General features: G+C 70.2%; 14 protein-coding genes and 1 tRNA gene. 7 read left to right on the top strand and 8 right to left on the bottom strand.

The features are described from left to right. Positions 1-21 precede the first annotated feature (21 nt). A complete protein-coding gene (locus ACIBJG_RS25195; protein WP_018551136.1) occupies positions 22-372 on the bottom strand; it encodes a WhiB family transcriptional regulator in 351 nt (116 codons plus the stop codon). Positions 373-770: 398 nt separating this feature from the next. Here ACIBJG_RS25195 and ACIBJG_RS25190 point away from each other — a divergent pair, with 398 nt between their 5' ends. Next, entirely contained in the window at positions 771-2,993 is a 2,223-nt protein-coding gene (locus ACIBJG_RS25190; protein WP_399310623.1) for a transglycosylase domain-containing protein, read from the top strand. Positions 2,994-3,090: 97 nt separating this feature from the next. Here the strand turns inward: ACIBJG_RS25190 and ACIBJG_RS25185 are convergent, their stop codons facing one another. Then, entirely contained in the window at positions 3,091-3,555 is a 465-nt protein-coding gene (locus ACIBJG_RS25185; protein ID WP_359080736.1) for a GatB/YqeY domain-containing protein, read from the bottom strand. A gap of 79 nt (positions 3,556-3,634) precedes the next feature. On the opposite strand from ACIBJG_RS25185, the gene ACIBJG_RS25180 reads away from it, so the two are divergent. Further along, a complete protein-coding gene (locus ACIBJG_RS25180) occupies positions 3,635-4,576 on the top strand; it encodes a metallophosphoesterase (RefSeq protein ID WP_399310621.1) in 942 nt (313 codons plus the stop codon). Between the two features lie 93 nt (positions 4,577-4,669). Further along, positions 4,670-4,743, top strand: a tRNA-Pro gene (locus tag ACIBJG_RS25175). A gap of 558 nt (positions 4,744-5,301) precedes the next feature. Here the strand turns inward: ACIBJG_RS25175 and ACIBJG_RS25170 are convergent. The 3 genes from ACIBJG_RS25170 to ACIBJG_RS25160 form a co-directional block, all read right to left on the bottom strand. Next, positions 5,302-5,640 (bottom strand): MerR family transcriptional regulator, encoded by a 339-nt coding sequence (locus ACIBJG_RS25170; protein ID WP_399310620.1) that lies wholly within the window; start codon positions 5,638-5,640, stop codon positions 5,302-5,304. An 880-nt stretch (positions 5,641-6,520) separates the two neighbouring features. After that, complete coding sequence (gene metG / locus ACIBJG_RS25165) at positions 6,521-8,242, bottom strand: methionine--tRNA ligase (RefSeq protein ID WP_399310619.1); 1,722 nt, start codon at positions 8,240-8,242, stop codon at positions 6,521-6,523. 210 nt (positions 8,243-8,452) lie between these two features. After that, complete coding sequence (locus tag ACIBJG_RS25160; RefSeq protein ID WP_399310617.1) at positions 8,453-9,454, bottom strand: helix-turn-helix transcriptional regulator; 1,002 nt, start codon at positions 9,452-9,454, stop codon at positions 8,453-8,455. Positions 9,455-9,545: 91 nt separating this feature from the next. On the opposite strand from ACIBJG_RS25160, the gene ACIBJG_RS25155 reads away from it, so the two are divergent. Together ACIBJG_RS25155 and ACIBJG_RS25150 are read left to right on the top strand one after the other, a co-directional pair. Next, positions 9,546-9,944 (top strand): VOC family protein, encoded by a 399-nt coding sequence (locus tag ACIBJG_RS25155; protein ID WP_399310616.1) that lies wholly within the window; start codon positions 9,546-9,548, stop codon positions 9,942-9,944. Positions 9,945-10,092: 148 nt separating this feature from the next. Next, on the top strand, positions 10,093-11,058 hold the full coding sequence (locus tag ACIBJG_RS25150) for an ROK family protein (protein WP_399310615.1): 966 nt from the start codon (positions 10,093-10,095) through the stop codon (positions 11,056-11,058). 55 nt (positions 11,059-11,113) lie between these two features. Here the strand turns inward: ACIBJG_RS25150 and ACIBJG_RS25145 are convergent, their stop codons facing one another. Next, complete coding sequence (locus ACIBJG_RS25145) at positions 11,114-12,145, bottom strand: LacI family DNA-binding transcriptional regulator (protein ID WP_399310614.1); 1,032 nt, start codon at positions 12,143-12,145, stop codon at positions 11,114-11,116. Then, positions 12,142-12,330: a hypothetical protein gene (locus tag ACIBJG_RS25140; RefSeq protein WP_399310613.1), complete on the bottom strand. Its 189-nt coding sequence runs from the start codon at positions 12,328-12,330 to the stop codon at positions 12,142-12,144. The genes ACIBJG_RS25145 and ACIBJG_RS25140 overlap by 4 nt, the downstream gene beginning before the upstream one ends. 453 nt (positions 12,331-12,783) lie before the next feature. Between ACIBJG_RS25140 and ACIBJG_RS25135 the strand changes: the two genes are divergently transcribed. Then, complete coding sequence (locus tag ACIBJG_RS25135; protein ID WP_399310612.1) at positions 12,784-13,410, top strand: precorrin-8X methylmutase; 627 nt, start codon at positions 12,784-12,786, stop codon at positions 13,408-13,410. 12 nt (positions 13,411-13,422) lie between these two features. Here ACIBJG_RS25135 and ACIBJG_RS25130 read toward each other — a convergent pair whose 3' ends face one another. Further along, positions 13,423-14,178 carry a cobalt-precorrin-6A reductase gene (locus tag ACIBJG_RS25130; RefSeq protein ID WP_399310611.1) on the bottom strand — a complete coding sequence of 252 codons (756 nt, stop codon included), beginning with the start codon at positions 14,176-14,178 and terminating at the stop codon, positions 13,423-13,425. Positions 14,179-14,189: 11 nt separating this feature from the next. Here ACIBJG_RS25130 and ACIBJG_RS25125 point away from each other — a divergent pair, with 11 nt between their 5' ends. Then, positions 14,190-15,314 (top strand): cobalt-precorrin-5B (C(1))-methyltransferase, encoded by a 1,125-nt coding sequence (locus tag ACIBJG_RS25125; RefSeq protein ID WP_399310609.1) that lies wholly within the window; start codon positions 14,190-14,192, stop codon positions 15,312-15,314. Positions 15,315-15,429: the final 115 nt, after the last annotated feature.

Below are 15,429 nucleotides of genomic sequence, written 5' to 3'. Positions count from 1 at the left end.
CGTCCGCCCTGCCGCCCGGGGCTACCCCACGGCGGCGAACGTCTCGTGCAGTTCGTCGTCCTCCAGCCCGATCGCCACGGGCAGGATGCCCGTGGACCGCTCGTACTCGCTGCGCGCGGTCTCCAGCAGCCGGCGCCAGGACGTGACCGTCGGGCGTCGGCGCAGCAGTGCGCGGCGCTCCCGCTCGGTCATTCCGCCCCACACGCCGAATTCGACGCGATTGTCGAGCGCATCGGCAAGGCACTCGGTCCGCACCGGGCATCCGGTGCACACCGCCTTGGCCCTGTTCTGCGCTGCCCCTTGTACGAACAGTTCATCCGGATCGGTAGTGCGGCAGGCTGCCTGCGCACTCCAGTCGGTTACCCAGCCCATCCCGGCGCCGTCCTCTCCCGAATCGAGGCTCCCCCACGGCGGTAGCGGCATATTCACCGCTGCCAGTTGAGGACGTTACGGAAGGTGGCGACAGCACAACACCCCCTTCGGGCCCAATCTTGAATGGCCCGAACGGACTATGCGTATGCGGCAGATCACCCAGGGGAGTGAGGTGAGGACATGCACGACTATCCCGGCAGAATCGGGACAGACCACCTGAGTCATAACGGACGGTCGATGACACACGAGGCGATTTCGGGAGCGCCTGAACTCGTGGCCGGGTCATGCACAGGGTCATGCAGGGGGGTTGATACAAAACCGGACTGCTGTGACAGTTGAGAGCAGCTTAGGCCAAGGCATATACGTGTGTCCGGCGAATGAGAACGTAGGCTGCCCCCATGCCAAAGAAGCGCTCGGGCGGGGGTCTCACGACGACCCAGCAGGCCGCCAAGTTCCTCGGTGTCGCCGCACTCTCCGGAGTGGTCCTGGCGGGCATCGCGCTGCCGGCCGCCGGAGCACTGGGTCTCGCCGCGAAGGGAACGGTCGACGGGTTCGACGAAATCCCGGCCAATCTGAAGACTCCGCCGCTGAGCCAGCGCACCACGATCCTGGACAACCAGGGCGGCCAGATCGCCACGGTGTACTCGCGGGACCGCACGGTGGTGCCGCTGACGAAGATCTCCCCGTACATGCAGAAGGCGATCATCGCGATCGAGGACGCCCGCTTCTACGAACACGGCGCGGTCGACCTCAAGGGCATCCTGCGTGCGATGAACCGCAACGTACAGGCGGGCGGGACCGCGCAGGGCGCGTCGACCCTCACTCAGCAGTACGTGAAGAACGTCTTCGTCGAGGAGGCCGGTGACGACCCGACCAAGGTCGCCCAGGCCACCCAGCAGACGCTGGGCCGCAAGGTCCAGGAGCTGAAGTACGCGATCCAGGTCGAGGAGGAACTCGGCAAGAAGAAGATCCTGGAGAACTACCTCAACATCACGTTCTTCGGCCAGCAGGCGTACGGCGTCGAGGCGGCCTCCCAGCGTTACTTCTCCAAGTCGGCGAAGGACCTGAAGCTGGAGGAGGCGGCGATGCTGGCCGGCATCGTGCAGTCACCCAGCCGCTACGACCCCGTCAACGACACGGAGGAGGCGACCAAGCGTCGCAACACCGTGATCCAGCGGATGGCGGACGTCGGGGACATCTCTCCGGAAGAGGCCGCCAAGGCCAAGGCGACCCCGATCAAGCTGAAGGTGAAGCGGCCGAAGAACGGCTGCATCACCGCGGTCAGCGGTTCCGGCTTCTTCTGTGACTACGTACGCCAGATCGTCACGAGCGACCCGGCCTTCGGCAAAACCGCGAAGGACCGCGCCAAGCTGTGGGCGACCGGCGGACTGACCATCAAGACGACCCTGGATCCGCGCTCCCAGGCCGCCTCCAACGAGGCAGCCACCTCCCGGGTCAACGAGGACGACAAGGTCGCGACCTCGGTCGTCCAGGTCCAGCCCGGTACCGGGCAGATCATGGCGATGGCCCAGTCCCGTCCCTACGGACTGGACGCGTCCAAGCACCAGACCGTCCTGAACCTCTCCGTCGACCACAAGATGGGCGGCAGCTACGCCGGCTTCCAGGTGGGATCGACGTTCAAGCCGATCACCGCCGCGGCGGCGCTGGAGAAGGGGATCAGCCCGGCCCAGAGCTTCACCACGGACCACAAGATCACGCTGCCCGCCGACGCCTTCCGCACCTGCGAGAACCAGGCCGCGGACACCATCCCGTGGGACGTCGCGAACGAGCGGGAGGACGAGAAGGGCACCTTCGACATGACCAGCGCGCTGGGCAAGTCGATCAACACCTACTTCGCCAAGCTGGAGCAGAAGACCGGTCTCTGCGAGACGCTCACGATGGCGAAGAAGGTCGGCTACAACCGCGGCGACAACAAGCCGTTGCGCCAGGCCCCCTCCACCACCCTCGGCGGCCAGGAGTCGACGCCGCTGGCGATGGCCTCCGTCTACGCCACCTTCGCCAACCGCGGCACGTACTGCTCCCCGATCGCGATCCTGTCGGTGACCAAGCCGGACGGCAAGAAGATCGACGTACCGAAGTCGCAGTGCGACAAGGCCATGAGCGAGCACTCGGCCGACACCATCAACCAGATGCTCAAGGGTGTCGTCGAGGATGGCACGGGGAAGTCGGCCGGTCTCATCGACCGTGACAACGCGGGCAAGACCGGTACGACCGACGAGCGCATCAACGCCTGGTTCGTCGGCTACACACCGAACCTGTCCACGGCGGTGTGGGTCGGCAGCGACGGTGCGAAGCAGATCCCGATGAGCAACATCACCATCGGCGGCCAGTACTACGAGGACGTCTGCGGTGGCTGTCTGCCGGGTCCGATCTGGCGGACGGCGATGACCGGCTCCCTGAACGCCTCCGAGACCCCGGCCTTCAACCCGGTCGACGTACCGCGGGCGAAGCCGAAGGCGGACAAGGACAAGAAGGACAAGAAGAAGCCGGGCGAGGGCGACAACAAGCCCGGCGACGACAACCCCTTCCCCGGCATCAGCATCCCGCCGAATCTGATCGGCGGAAACGACGGCAACGGCCGCGGTCAGAACGGCCCCTGACCCGGCCGGCCCCGGCGCACGTCGGACATGAAGGTGGGGCGCCCCCGATCCGGGGGCGCCCCACCTTCATGTCTGCTGCCTGCTGCGCTTCGCGGCCTCAGCCCGCGAGGAGCTTCTTCACCGCGGCAGCCACCCGGCCGCCCTCGGCGCGCCCCGCAACCTTCGGGTTCACGATCTTCATGACGGCGCCCATCGCGCGCGGCCCCTCGGCCCCGGCGGACTTCGCCTCGTCGACGGCGGACGCCACGATCGCGGTCAGCTCGTCGTCGCTCAGCTGCTGCGGGAGGTAGGCGTCGAGCAGCTCACCCTCCCTCTTCTCCCGCTCGGCCTGCTCGGTCCGGCCGCCCTTGGCGAAGGCCTCGGCCGCCTCGCGGCGCTTCTTGGCCTCCTTGGCGATCACCTTCTGCACCTCGTCGTCGGAGAGTTCGCGGGCCGTCTTGCCGCCGACCTCCTCCTTGGTGATCGCGGTGAGGGTCAGCCGGAGCGTGGACGAGGTCAGCTCGTCGCGCGCCTTCATGGCCGTGGTGAGGTCTTCCTTGAGCTTGGACTTGAGCGTGGTCATGGGGTGATTGTGGCAGGTGCGGGGCGCTCACCGCCCGCCGGTTTTCCTGCGGGCACGCCCCGTCTGCGACGATGGGCGCATGCGCGCACGCTACGGAGTACCCCTGAAAATCACGGCGGTCACCGCCGCGGCCGGCGCCGCCGGTCTCGCCTACGCAGCCGGATTCGAGGCCCGCTCGTTCCGCCTGCGAAGGGTCACCATCCCGGTACTCCCGCACGGGGCACGCCCGTTGCGCGTGCTGCAGGTCTCCGACGTCCACATGGTCAGCGGCCAGCGCAAGAAGCGCGCCTGGCTGCAGTCGCTGGCGGGCCTGCGCCCGGACTTCGTCGTGAACACCGGCGACAACCTCTCCGACCCGGAGGCCGTACCGGAGCTGCTCGACGCACTCGGTCCGCTGATGGAGTTCCCGGGTGTGTACGTCTTCGGCTCCAACGACTACTACGGCCCCAAGCTCCGCAACCCCGCCCGCTACCTCTTCGAGAAGACCGCGGGCAAGCACGGCCTCAACGGGAACGCCCCGGCTGTCGGCGTCGTCCACAACCCGTGGGAACCGATGCGCGACGCCTTCGACGACGCGGGGTGGCTGAACCTGTCCAACACTCGCGGCCGCCTGAAGCTCGACGGCCTGGAGCTGGCCTTCACCGGGCTCGACGACCCGCACATCAAGCGCGACCGCTACGCGGAGGTCTCGGGCGGCCCCGAGACGGGCGCCGACCTCTCCATCGGCGTGGTCCACGCCCCGTACCTGCGCTCACTCGACGCCTTCACGGCGGACGGCTACCCGCTGATCCTGGCCGGCCACACCCACGGCGGCCAGCTGTGTATTCCCTTCTACGGAGCCCTGGTCACCAACTGCGACCTGGACACGGACCGGGCGAAGGGCCTCTCCAGCCACACGGCCGACGGCCACCGCGCCTACCTCCACGTCTCGGCCGGCTGCGGCACCAACCGCTACACCCCGGTCCGCTTCGCCTGTCCCCCGGAGGCGACCCTGCTGACCTTGACGGCGCGGGACGTATGACGGGCGACGCCCGCCGCATCGGCAAAAAGCGGATTTCGTCTCCGGGCGCCGGTGGGCTAAAGTAATCGATGTCGCCGGGAGACCGGCGGCGATCGGGGTGTAGCGCAGCTTGGCAGCGCGCTTCGTTCGGGACGAAGAGGTCGTGGGTTCAAATCCCGCCACCCCGACAGCTGAAGTACCAGGTCAGGGGCCTGATCCACTAAGTGGATCAGGCCCCTGACTCGTTCCTGGGGGCGTCTTGGGAGCCGAGTGCGCCGAACGAATGCGGCCTGTAGGCCCGCAGCGGGGTGGTGCGTGCCGTGCACACACCGCAGCACCCACCTACGCGCTCGGTCTCGACAGTGCGCTTCCGAGGGAAGCCGCACACAACGGGGACGGCGTGCGCAGGACGTACTACTGGCTGCGGGACGAGGACAGGCCCGACCGTGCGGCGGCTGCCTGCGTCGCCCCGGCGGGCTCGCCTTGCCGCACCGGTAAGGGAAGGGGCGCCACCCGGCTCCGCCCGGGTGCCCGAATTCCGCAGATCAGGGTCGCGCGGCGCTGCTGCTGCTGCTGCTGCTGCTGCTGCTGCGCGACCCTGTCACAAGCGCCTCGGATCCCACCACCATCGTCTGACGGCCGACGCCCACTGTTCATGCGAACCAGTCGCTGGGCAGAGCCCGAGCCCGCCCGAGATGCTCTGCGCTCCCAGCCCGGACGGGAAGCCGGGCGGGGTGCTCACTGCCTCAGCCAGCGGCCGTCGGACGCGCCGATTCGGCGGCGTTGCGGTATTCCGCGTTGATGCGCTGGGCTTCTTCGAGTTGGTCCTCAAGGATGACGATGCGGCAGGCGGCCTCGATCGGGGTGCCCTGATCGACGAGTTCCCTGGCGCGGGCGGCGATCCGCAACTGGTAGCGGGAGTAGCGGCGATGTCCGCCCTCGGATCGCAGCGGGGTGATGAGGCGGGCCTCTCCGATGGCACGGAGAAAGCCCTGGGTGGTGCCGAGCATCTCGGCGGCCCGGCCCATGGTGTAGGCGGGATAGTCGTCGTCGTCGAGACGGCCGAACGATTCGCCTGCTGTCATTTGCACCTCTCTGTGGAACGCGTGGAGGGGCCCGGGTGCTCTATGCACCCGGGCCCCGAAGGAACTGCTACACCACCTGCCGACGCTGATTCCGCGCCGGCCTTCTGTGTCCGCTGACCCGACCTGGAAGTTGTCGGGTGTACGGGGATCGCGGTTGCTTGACCGGAGACCACCTCACTATCGATGTCCTGCGGTACCCGGGCTCAAGATTCCACCCGGGCGATCCTGATGGCGTCTGGCTCCTCCGTTCTTCCCTCTGGGACTGATCACTTGCCTCATGCCGGTACTGCTCCGCATGAACTGCGGTACTGCTCACGGCGGCCCCTGATCACTGCGGGCCACCCGGTCCGGTCGTCAGTCCCGTCGCCGACCTGCAACAACCCTGGCTTCGAAACTCCACCACCGCACCGTCCTGCGCACCCAACTTCGGTTACCGCTGCCCGGCAGTTCGTCTCTGCCGGGCCCTGCCGTCCCTCTTGGGCTACGAGAGAAACCATAGCTACGCCACCAGCCAATGTCTACGATGGCCACCATAGATTTTCGTGGGCTCTGTGGAGAGATAGTCGGTATCGGCCAAAGGGTGGATGCGCTGCGGCTCCGCTCCGGTCAGACTCACCCGCCCTGACCAGCATCGATACACCGGCGCCGATGCCACGAACACCCACAGCGACCCATAGCGGCCCACAGTGGCCCCGGCGGCCATGCGGGTGATGGCCGCTCAGGACACGCGCCACACCCGGCGCTTCGCGCGGTTGGCGGGTCTGGATGGCCTCGTCCAGAGTCTCGGCGTGCGTCGGGGTGCTCCTCGCACGTCCTCCATGGCCGCCTACAGGCTCGCCCGCCGCAGTTCCTGCACGAGCAGCCATTTCCTCCTTCGCCCTCAGGCGTCGCCCCCGCCGAACCGCTCGCGGTAGGACTCCAGGTCCTCCGCCGTGATCTTCGCGAAGAGCACCGGCGGCACGGTGAAGGCCGTGCCGGCCGGGACCGCGTCCAGGGACGTGGCCTGCTCGGCGGTCACCCAGGTCACGGTGTCGCTCTCCAGGGCGAAGACACCGCGCATGGCGGCGGCCGAGGCCGGGATGAACGGCTCGGAGACGATCGCGTAGAGGTGGATGAGGTTCATCGCCGTGCGCAGGGTCAGGGCCGCACCCTCCGAGTCGGTCCTGATCTCCAGCCAGGGAGCCTTCTCCTCCAGGTACGAGTTGCCCGCCGACCACAGAGCGCGCAGCGCGGCCCCGGCCTTGCGGTACTGGAGGGCCTCCATCTGGTCCTCGTACTCGGCCAGGAGACGTGCGATCTCCTCGCCGAGACGCGTCTCCCCCTCGCCTGGCGCGTTGCCCGCAGGGACGTCGTCCCCGAAGCGCTTGCGGGAGAAGGACAGCACGCGGTTGACGAAGTTGCCGAGGGTGTCGGCGAGGTCCTTGTTGACCGTGGCGGCGAAGTGCTCCCAGGTGAAGGCGGAGTCGTCGGACTCGGGGGCGTTGGCGATCAGGAAGTAGCGCCAGTAGTCCGCCGGCAGCGTCTCCAGCGCGGCGTCGGTGAAGATGCCCCGCTGCTGCGAGGTGGAGAACTTGCCGCCGTAGTACGTCAGCCAGTTGAAGCCCTTGACCACGTCGACCTTCTTCCACGGCTCGCGGACACCGAGCTCCGTGGCGGGGAACATCACCGTGTGGAACGGGACGTTGTCCTTGGCCATGAACTGGGTGTAGCGGACCGTGTCGTCAGCCTCGTACCACCATGACTTCCAGTCGCGTGTCTCACCGTCCGGAGCGGCGTCCGACCACTCCTTCGTCGCGCCGATGTACTCGATCGGAGCGTCGAACCAGACGTAGAAGACCTTGCCCTCGGCGGCGAGTTCCGGCCAGGTGTCGGCAGGGACCGGAACGCCCCAGTCCAGGTCACGGGTGATGGCGCGGTCGCGCAGGCCCTCGGTCAGCCACTTGCGGGCGATGGAGGAGGACAGCTGCGGCCACTGCTCCTCGTGAAGCGCGACCCACGCCTCGACCTCGTGCTGGAGCTTGGACTGCAGAAGGAACAGGTGCGTGGTCTCGCGGACCTCCAGCTCCGTTGATCCGCTGATCGCCGAGCGGGGGTTCAGCAGGTCGGTCGGGTCGAGGACGCGGGTGCAGTTCTCGCACTGGTCGCCGCGGGCCTTGTCGTAGCCGCAGTGCGGGCAGGTGCCCTCGACGTACCGGTCGGGCAGGAAGCGGCCGTCGACCGGTGAGTACACCTGGCGGATGGCCCGTTCCTCGATGAAGCCGCAACTGCGCAGGCGGCGCGCGAAGTGTTGCGTGATCTCGGCGTTCTGCCGCGAGGAACTGCGTCCGAAGTAGTCGAAGGCGAGCTGGAAGCCCTCGTACACGGCCTTCTGCGCCTCATGGGCCTGTGCGCAGAATTCCACCACCGACATTCCGGCCGCCTTGGCCGCCAGTTCGGCCGGTGTCCCGTGCTCGTCGGTCGCGCAGATGTAGAGGACGTCGTGACCACGCTGGCGGAGGTACCGGGAGTACACGTCCGCCGGAAGCATCGACCCGACCATGTTTCCCAGGTGCTTGATCCCGTTGATGTAGGGAAGCGCGCTGGTTACCAGGTGTCGAGCCATCCTTGGATGCTCCAATGTGTAGACGCGACCACGCAGGTCGTTCAGGTCGTTCAGGTCGTTCAGGTCGTTCAGGTCGTTCAACCGTGTCACGCGTCGTGACGGGCGGCGACCGCGTGTGCAGGCGGCCGCAATCGTATGGCACCCGGGTGCAGCCCTGGCGAGTCGTTTTCCGTCGGTCGAGGGCAGCGACCCGGCCTCGGTCCAGGGTCCTTATACAAGGGGCCGGCCCCGCCGGGCGGAGGCCGCGAGGCGCTCGGCGAGGGCTTCCACGAGGCCGCGGAGTTCGTCCGGGCGTTCGATGACGAACGGACGGTCCAGCGAGGCGAGTACGGCAGGCAGCCAGTCGAGCCGCTCCACACGCAGGTCGACGCGGGCCCAGCGCCCGGATACCGGGCCTGCGTCGTCCGGGGGCGGCAGTTCCTCCACGATCGCGATGCCTGCGGGAAGCCGGGCGTGGATCTGCTCGGCCGTCCCCTGCACCCGCAGCGTCACCTCGTGCCGGTACGGAGCCGTGGCGAGCCCAGTCAGTACGCGCTTCGCCGGGTCCACTCCGGCGGGTGGTTCGAACGAGCCGGGCAGGGTCCGCACGCCACTGATGCGGTCCAGCCGGAACGTCCGGTCCTCGCCGATCGCGGGATCCGCTGCCGTGACGTACCACCTCCCCGAGTGGGCGACGATCCCGTGCGGATGCAGGGTGCGTTCGCTGCGCCGGCCGTCGGCGGCGGTGTACCGGATCGAGACCGGCCGGTGGCGCGTCACCGCGTCGGCGATCGGGAGCAGCACCGCGGAGTCCGGGGGGCCCGCCTCGCCGGGCGGAGCCGTGAAGGCGAGGGTGGCGAGTACGGCGTCGAGCCCGGCTCTCAGCCGTTCGGGCAGCACGCGCCGGATCTTCGCCGCCGCCGTCTCACCCGCCGTTCCCATGGCCGTCGTCAGCCCGGACCGGCGGCCCGCGACCAGGCCGAGCAGTACGGCGAGCGCTTCGTCGTCGTTCAGCATGAGCGGGGGCATGCGGTAGCCGGGGGCGAGCCGGTAGCCGCCGTAGCGGCCCCGTACCGACTCGACGGGCACGTCGAGGTCGATGAGGTGGCCGGCATAGCGCCGCACGGTGCGTTCGTCGACGCCGAGCCGGTCGGCGAGTTCGGGCACGGTGCGGATGCCACCCGACTGCAGGAGTTCCAGCAGGGTGAGGACGCGGGCGATGGGGCGGGGCATGTACGGAAGTCTGCCCCTTATACCGGGCGAGTTCTGCCCGGTATGCGTCGTAGCGTGCATCTCGGAAGCACCGACCGACCAGGAGAAGACCATGGATTTCGTCTCTGTCCGCATCATCACGGGCGACGCCGCCCGCCTCGTTGCCTTCTACGAGCGCGCCACCGGGGTTTCCGCCCAGTGGGCCACGGAGGACTTCGCCGAGCTCAGGACCGCCTCGGCCTCCCTGGCGATCGGCAGCACCCGCACCGTCCCGCTCTTCGCGCCCGGCTCCGCCCGTCCGGCCGAGAACCACAGCGTCATCCTCGAGTTCCTCGTCGATGACGTGGACCGCGTGTACGAGAACCTGACCGGCTTCGTGGAGGACTTCGTCAACGAGCCCACCACGATGCCCTGGGGGAACCGCGCGCTCCTGTTCCGCGACCCCGACGGCAACCTCGTCAACTTCTTCACTCCCGTCACGCCGGCCGCCATCGAGAAGTTCGCCCGCTGATGCGCACCCCGCCGACTGCCGGACGAGCCAAAGGACATTACTAAACCTTGACCTAAACTAAACAGCATACTAGACAACGTTGTCACCACCCGTCAGAGTGGGCTCCGGAGCGAAGGGAACCCGCTCCCTTCACGAAGGGTGTGGTGACGTGACGGTGTACGGAGCACTGGACATCGGCGGCACGAAGATCGCCGGAGCGCTCGTGGACGACGCGGGCACTCTGCTCGTACGCACACAGCGGCCGACTCCCGCGCAGAAGTCCGCCGACGAGCTCATGGCGGCGGTGACCTCGGTGCTCGACGAACTGGCCGTACATCCGATGTGGGAGGAGCTGGCCTGCCTCGGCATCGCCAGTGCGGGCCCCGTCGACACCGCCGCGGGCACGGTCAGCCCGGTCAACATTCCCGCGTGGCGGCACTTCCCGCTGACCGGGCGGGTGGCGGCGCACCCGCGGCTGCCCGCGGGACTGCGGCCCGTACTGGTCGGGGACGCGGTGGCCATGACCGCCGCGGAGCACTGGCTGGGCGCGGCGCGGGGGTTCGAGAACGCGCTGTGCATGGTGGTGTCCACCGGAGTGGGCGGCGGCCTGGTCCTCGACGGCCGGCTGCACACCGGCAGGACGGGGAACGCGGGTCACATCGGGCACATCACCGTCGATCTGGCCGGTGCGATGTGCCCGTGCGGGGCTCCCGGCTGTGTCGAGGGCTTCGCCAGCGGGACGGCCATCGCCGCTCACGCGCAGGCGGCCGGGTGGCGCGCACCGGCCGGGGTGGCCCCGACCGCGGCGGCGGTCGCGGAGGCGGCGCGGGCGGGGGACCCGGGAGCGTTGGGGGCCTACGAGCGGGCCGCGCAGGCGCTCGCAGCGGCCATCGCGGCGACGGCGGCTCTCGTCGAACTCGATCTCGTGGTCATCGGCGGCGGAGTGGCGCAGGCCGGCGACACGCTCTTCGTCCCCCTGCGACGGCGCCTGGCCGACTACGCCGTACTCGACTTCACCCGCGGGCTGCCCGTCGTACCGGCGCTGCTGGCCCTGGACGCGGGGCTCATCGGGGCAGCCGCCGTAGCGTCCGCACGGGCCACCACTCCCCCGCTCAGGGCCGCCGTCCGCTCCTGACCTGTCCCCGCACGACCGGGCGGAGAGGCAGCACGACCGTTCGCGCCTGCCCGCCTCAACTCCGGGCGGGCGCCTGCGCGGTGGAGCCGCGTGGGGTGAGGGACGGGGTCGGCACCTGTACGGAACCGGTGTGCTGCCCCTCGATGACGGCGAACAGGGTACGGGCCACCTGCGCCCCGAAGCTGTGCACGTCGTGACTCATGGCCGACAGCGTGGGGTGCGTGATCCGGCACAGCTGCGAGTCGTCCCAGGCGAGCAGCGACACGTCGTCGGGGACCGCGAAGCCCATCTCGGCAGCGACGCCCGCTCCCGCCACGGCCATGATGTCGTTGTCGTAGACGATGGCCGTCGGACGGTCGGCCGACATCAGGAGGGAGCGGGTGGCTCTGGCTCCCTCGCTTCCGTCGAAGCCGGTCGCTATCTGGCGGCCCTCGGCCAGCCCCAGTTCCCGCATCGTGGCCGCGAAGGCCGCGGTCCGGATGGCGCTGTGCCCGAGCCCGACCGGGCCGCCGACGCGGGCGATGCGCCGGTGCCCGAGCGCCGCCAGATAGCGGACGGCCTCGGCCGCGGCCGTGGCGTCGTCGGTCCACACCGCGGGAAAGGCGCCGGTCAGGGACGGATGTCCGACGGCCACCGCCGGCAGCCCGATGGACTGCAGGGACGGGACCCTCGGATCGTCCTCATGGAAGTCGACCAGGACGGCGCCGGCGATCGTCTGGCTGCGCCACCAGGACTTGTACTGCTCGATCTCCTCGTCGAGATCCCGCACCAGCCTCAGGAGCAGTGAGTACGACCGCTCGGCCAGCACGCTTTCGATGCCGGAGATGAAGTCCATGTAGAACGGTTCGAGTCCGAGCAGCCGGGCGGGGCGGCACAGGGCCAGGCCGATGATGTCGACCTTCTGGCTGGACAGGCTGCGCGCGGTGAGGTTCGGCGCCCAGCCCAGGTCCTTCGCGGCCTCGAAGATCCTCCGGCGGGTGGCGTCCGAGACGCCCGGCTTCTGGTTGAACGCCAGCGAGACTGCCCCCTTGGACACGCCTGCCCGGGCGGCGACGTCCTTGATCGTCACACGTGCGGGACCGTTCACCTCGCGTCCGCGCGGACGAGGGCCCGCCGCGTCCTCTTCGCGCCCACGGAACTGAGACCGGCCGCACGGAACCGGGCCTGCCCGCCGGGCAGCAGCGTCCGCGGGCCCTGACCGGCCGCAGCGCACGGGTCCAGGCGGTCGGCCTGAAGCAGGAGGTCTCTCAGCAGAGTGTGCGTACTCACCACGACGCCGACTGTATCGCCCCTGCCCTCCGCTGCTTCCACGGTGACGCCGCACTCCGCCGCGCGGGCGAAGCGGCCGCGGCGCAACGGCGGAAGCGGGCCCCGCGGTGCCTGACCGTTGCTTTGAGTGTCATCACCGGGCTCTACGCCGTACGCAACCCCGAGAAGCTGTCGCGCGTCCGGGCGGAGACCGCGGTCAGCCGCTGAGGCCGCGGTCAGCCGCTGAGGCCGGGGGCCGGCAGCGCCTTGCCGTTGCTCCGGGGATACTGCCGGTGCGGTGTCCCACGGTGCTTGTGGAGGCGGTGCGGTTCGTGGGGCTCCAGGGGTTCGCGGCCGCACCCGACGGCCGCGAACCAACGCAGAGGCGACGCACCCGTACGACCGTTGCCCCCACGCAGAGGCGACGCACCCGTACGGCCGTCGGCCCCACGCAGAGACGAAGAGAGCGACAGCACTGTGCACCAGTACGAGAAGGACGGACCGGCCATCTATCGCCAGTCCTTCGCCACCATCCGGGCCGAGGCGGATCTGTCGGGGCTGCCCGCCGACGTGAGCCAGGTCGCGGTCCGGATGATCCACGCCTGCGGCATGGTCGACCTGGTACGCGACCTCGCCTTCACCCCGGACGTGGTGAGCCGCGCCCGTGCGGCGCTGCGGGGCGGTGCGCCGATCCTGTGCGACGTGGCGATGGTGGCCAGCGGCATCACCCGGCGGCGGCTGCCCGCGGACAACGAGGTGGTGTGCACCTTGTCCGACCCGGCCGTTCCCGGTCTCGCGGCGGATCTCGGTACGACCCGCAGCGCCGCCGCGCTGGAGCTGTGGCGGGACCGGCTGGACGGTGCGGTCGTCGCCGTCGGGAACGCGCCCACCGCGCTGTTCCGGCTGCTCGAACTGATCGAGGAGGGGGCGCCGAGGCCTGCGGCCGTCATCGGTGTGCCGGTCGGTTTCGTCGGTGCCGCCGAGTCCAAGGACGCCCTGGCCGCGCACCCGTCGGGCCTCGACCACCTGATCGTGCGGGGCCGCCGGGGCGGCAGTGCGATGGCGGCCTCGGCGGTCAACGCCCTGGCCAGCGAGGAGGAGTGAGCCGCCTGCCGGTCAGTCCGGGTGCCCGAGGTGTGCGCGCAGCCAGGTGACGGCCTCCTCCGGGGTGCCGGCCACCGACACGCCTTCCGGGGCCGGGGGCCGGCCCACCATGACCACCGGGATCCGCGCCTCGCGGGCGGCGGCGAGTTTGGGGGCGGTGGCGGCGCCTCCGCTGTCTTTCGTGACGAGGATGTCGATGCGGTGGCGGCGGATCAGTTCGCGCTCGCCGTCGAGGGTGAACGGCCCCCGGTCCAGTAGCGTCTCCATCCGGGCCGGGTACGGCGGTTCAGGGGCGTCCACCGACCGCGACAGGAACCACAGCGCGTCCAGCCCCGCGAAGGCCGCGAGGCCGAGGCGCCCCGTCGTGAGGAACACGCGCCGGCCGAGGGCGGGAAGCATCGCCGCTGCCGCGTCCAGGGAGGCCGCCGGGCGCCAGTCGTCGCCCGGGCCGGGCACCCAGCCGGGGCGGCGCAGCGCGAGGAGAGGAACATGGGCGGCAGCGGCACCGGCGGCCGCGTGGAAACTGATCGTCCCGGCGAAAGGATGGGTGGCGTCGATGAGCGCATCCACCCGGTGCGTACGCAGCCATGCGGCCAGGCCCCCGGCTCCGCCGAAGCCACCGACGCGCACCTCACCGGGCGGCAGCCTCGGTCCGGCCACCCGGCCCGCCAGCGAACTGGTCACCCGGGCCCCCGCGGGCAGCTCCGCCACCAGCAGCCCGGCCAGCCGGCGGGCCTGTGCCGTGCCGCCGAGTACGAGCACGTGCATCGGAACCCTCCATGGGTGAGGCGGAGGCGGCGGGCGGCCGCGGCGCCCAACTCAAACACACCGGTCTGCGGCCCGGCTGGACCACCGGCGCCTGCGCGACCGCGGCCACCACGGCCGCCTACACGGCCCTGCTGACCGGCGACTTCCCCGACCCGGTGACCATCACCCTGCCAGGTGGCCGAACCCCCGCCTTCGCGCTCGCGGTAGAGGAACTGCGCGACGGGCGGGCCACGGCCGGCATCGTCAAGGACGCGGGCGACGACCCCGATGTCACGCACGGAGCTCTCGTACGGGCCACCGTACGGGTGCTGCCGCCCGGCTCCGGTGTGGTGTTCAGGGCCGGTCCGGGCGTGGGCACGGTCACGCTGCCCGGCCTGCCGCTCGACGTCGGCGAGCCCGCCGTCAACCCCGTGCCGCGCCGGATGATGCGCGAGCACGTCGAGCGGGTCGCGGCGGAGCACGGGGGCTCGGGGGACGTGGAGATCACGCTCTCCGTGGACGACGGCGAGGAGATCGCCCGCTCCACCTGGAACCCGCGTCTGGGCATCCTGGGCGGGCTTTCCATCCTCGGTACAACCGGTGTGGTGGTGCCGTACTCCTGCTCGGCATGGATCGACTCGATCCGGCGCGGTGTGGACGTGGCGCTGGCCGACGGGCAGACGCATGTGGCGGGCTGTACCGGTTCCACCTCGGAGAGGACCGTGGTGGCCGAGTACGGGCTGCCGGAGATCGCCCTGCTGGACATGGGGGACTTCGCGGGCGCGGTGCTCAAGTACGTACGCCGCCACCCGGTGGAACGGCTCACCGTCTGCGGGGGGTTCGCCAAGCTGTCGAAGCTCGCCGCCGGCCATCTCGACCTGCACTCCGGGCGCTCCCAGGTCGATCCGTCGTTCCTGGCCGCGCTGGCCCTGCGTGGCGGGGCCGACGAGGCCCTGGCCGCCGAGGTGGCCGCAGCGAACACCGGGCTCGCGGCGCTCCGCTCCTGCCTGACGCGCGGCGTTCCGCTCGGGGACCTGGTGGCCTCGGCGGCGCGGGACGAGGCGCTGTCGGTGCTGCGGGGCGCGCCGGTAGCCGTCGACGTCATCTGTATCGACCGAGCGGGCGCGGTGGTCGGGCGCAGCGGCGTACGCCGATAGCTCGCTGAGAGCCCCGTACGCCCTGCTGCCCCACCGCGGCTCCGCTTCCGCGCTCCACCGCCGCTCCGTCTCCGCTCCGTCTCCGCTCCGTCTCCGCTCCGTCTCCGCTCCGTCT

Source organism: Streptomyces sp. NPDC050422, from assembly GCF_044458665.1.
Lineage (GTDB): Bacteria > Actinomycetota > Actinomycetes > Streptomycetales > Streptomycetaceae > Streptomyces.
The sequence above is the reverse complement of the archived record's forward strand: the minus strand, read 5'-3'. Positions and strand labels throughout refer to the sequence as shown.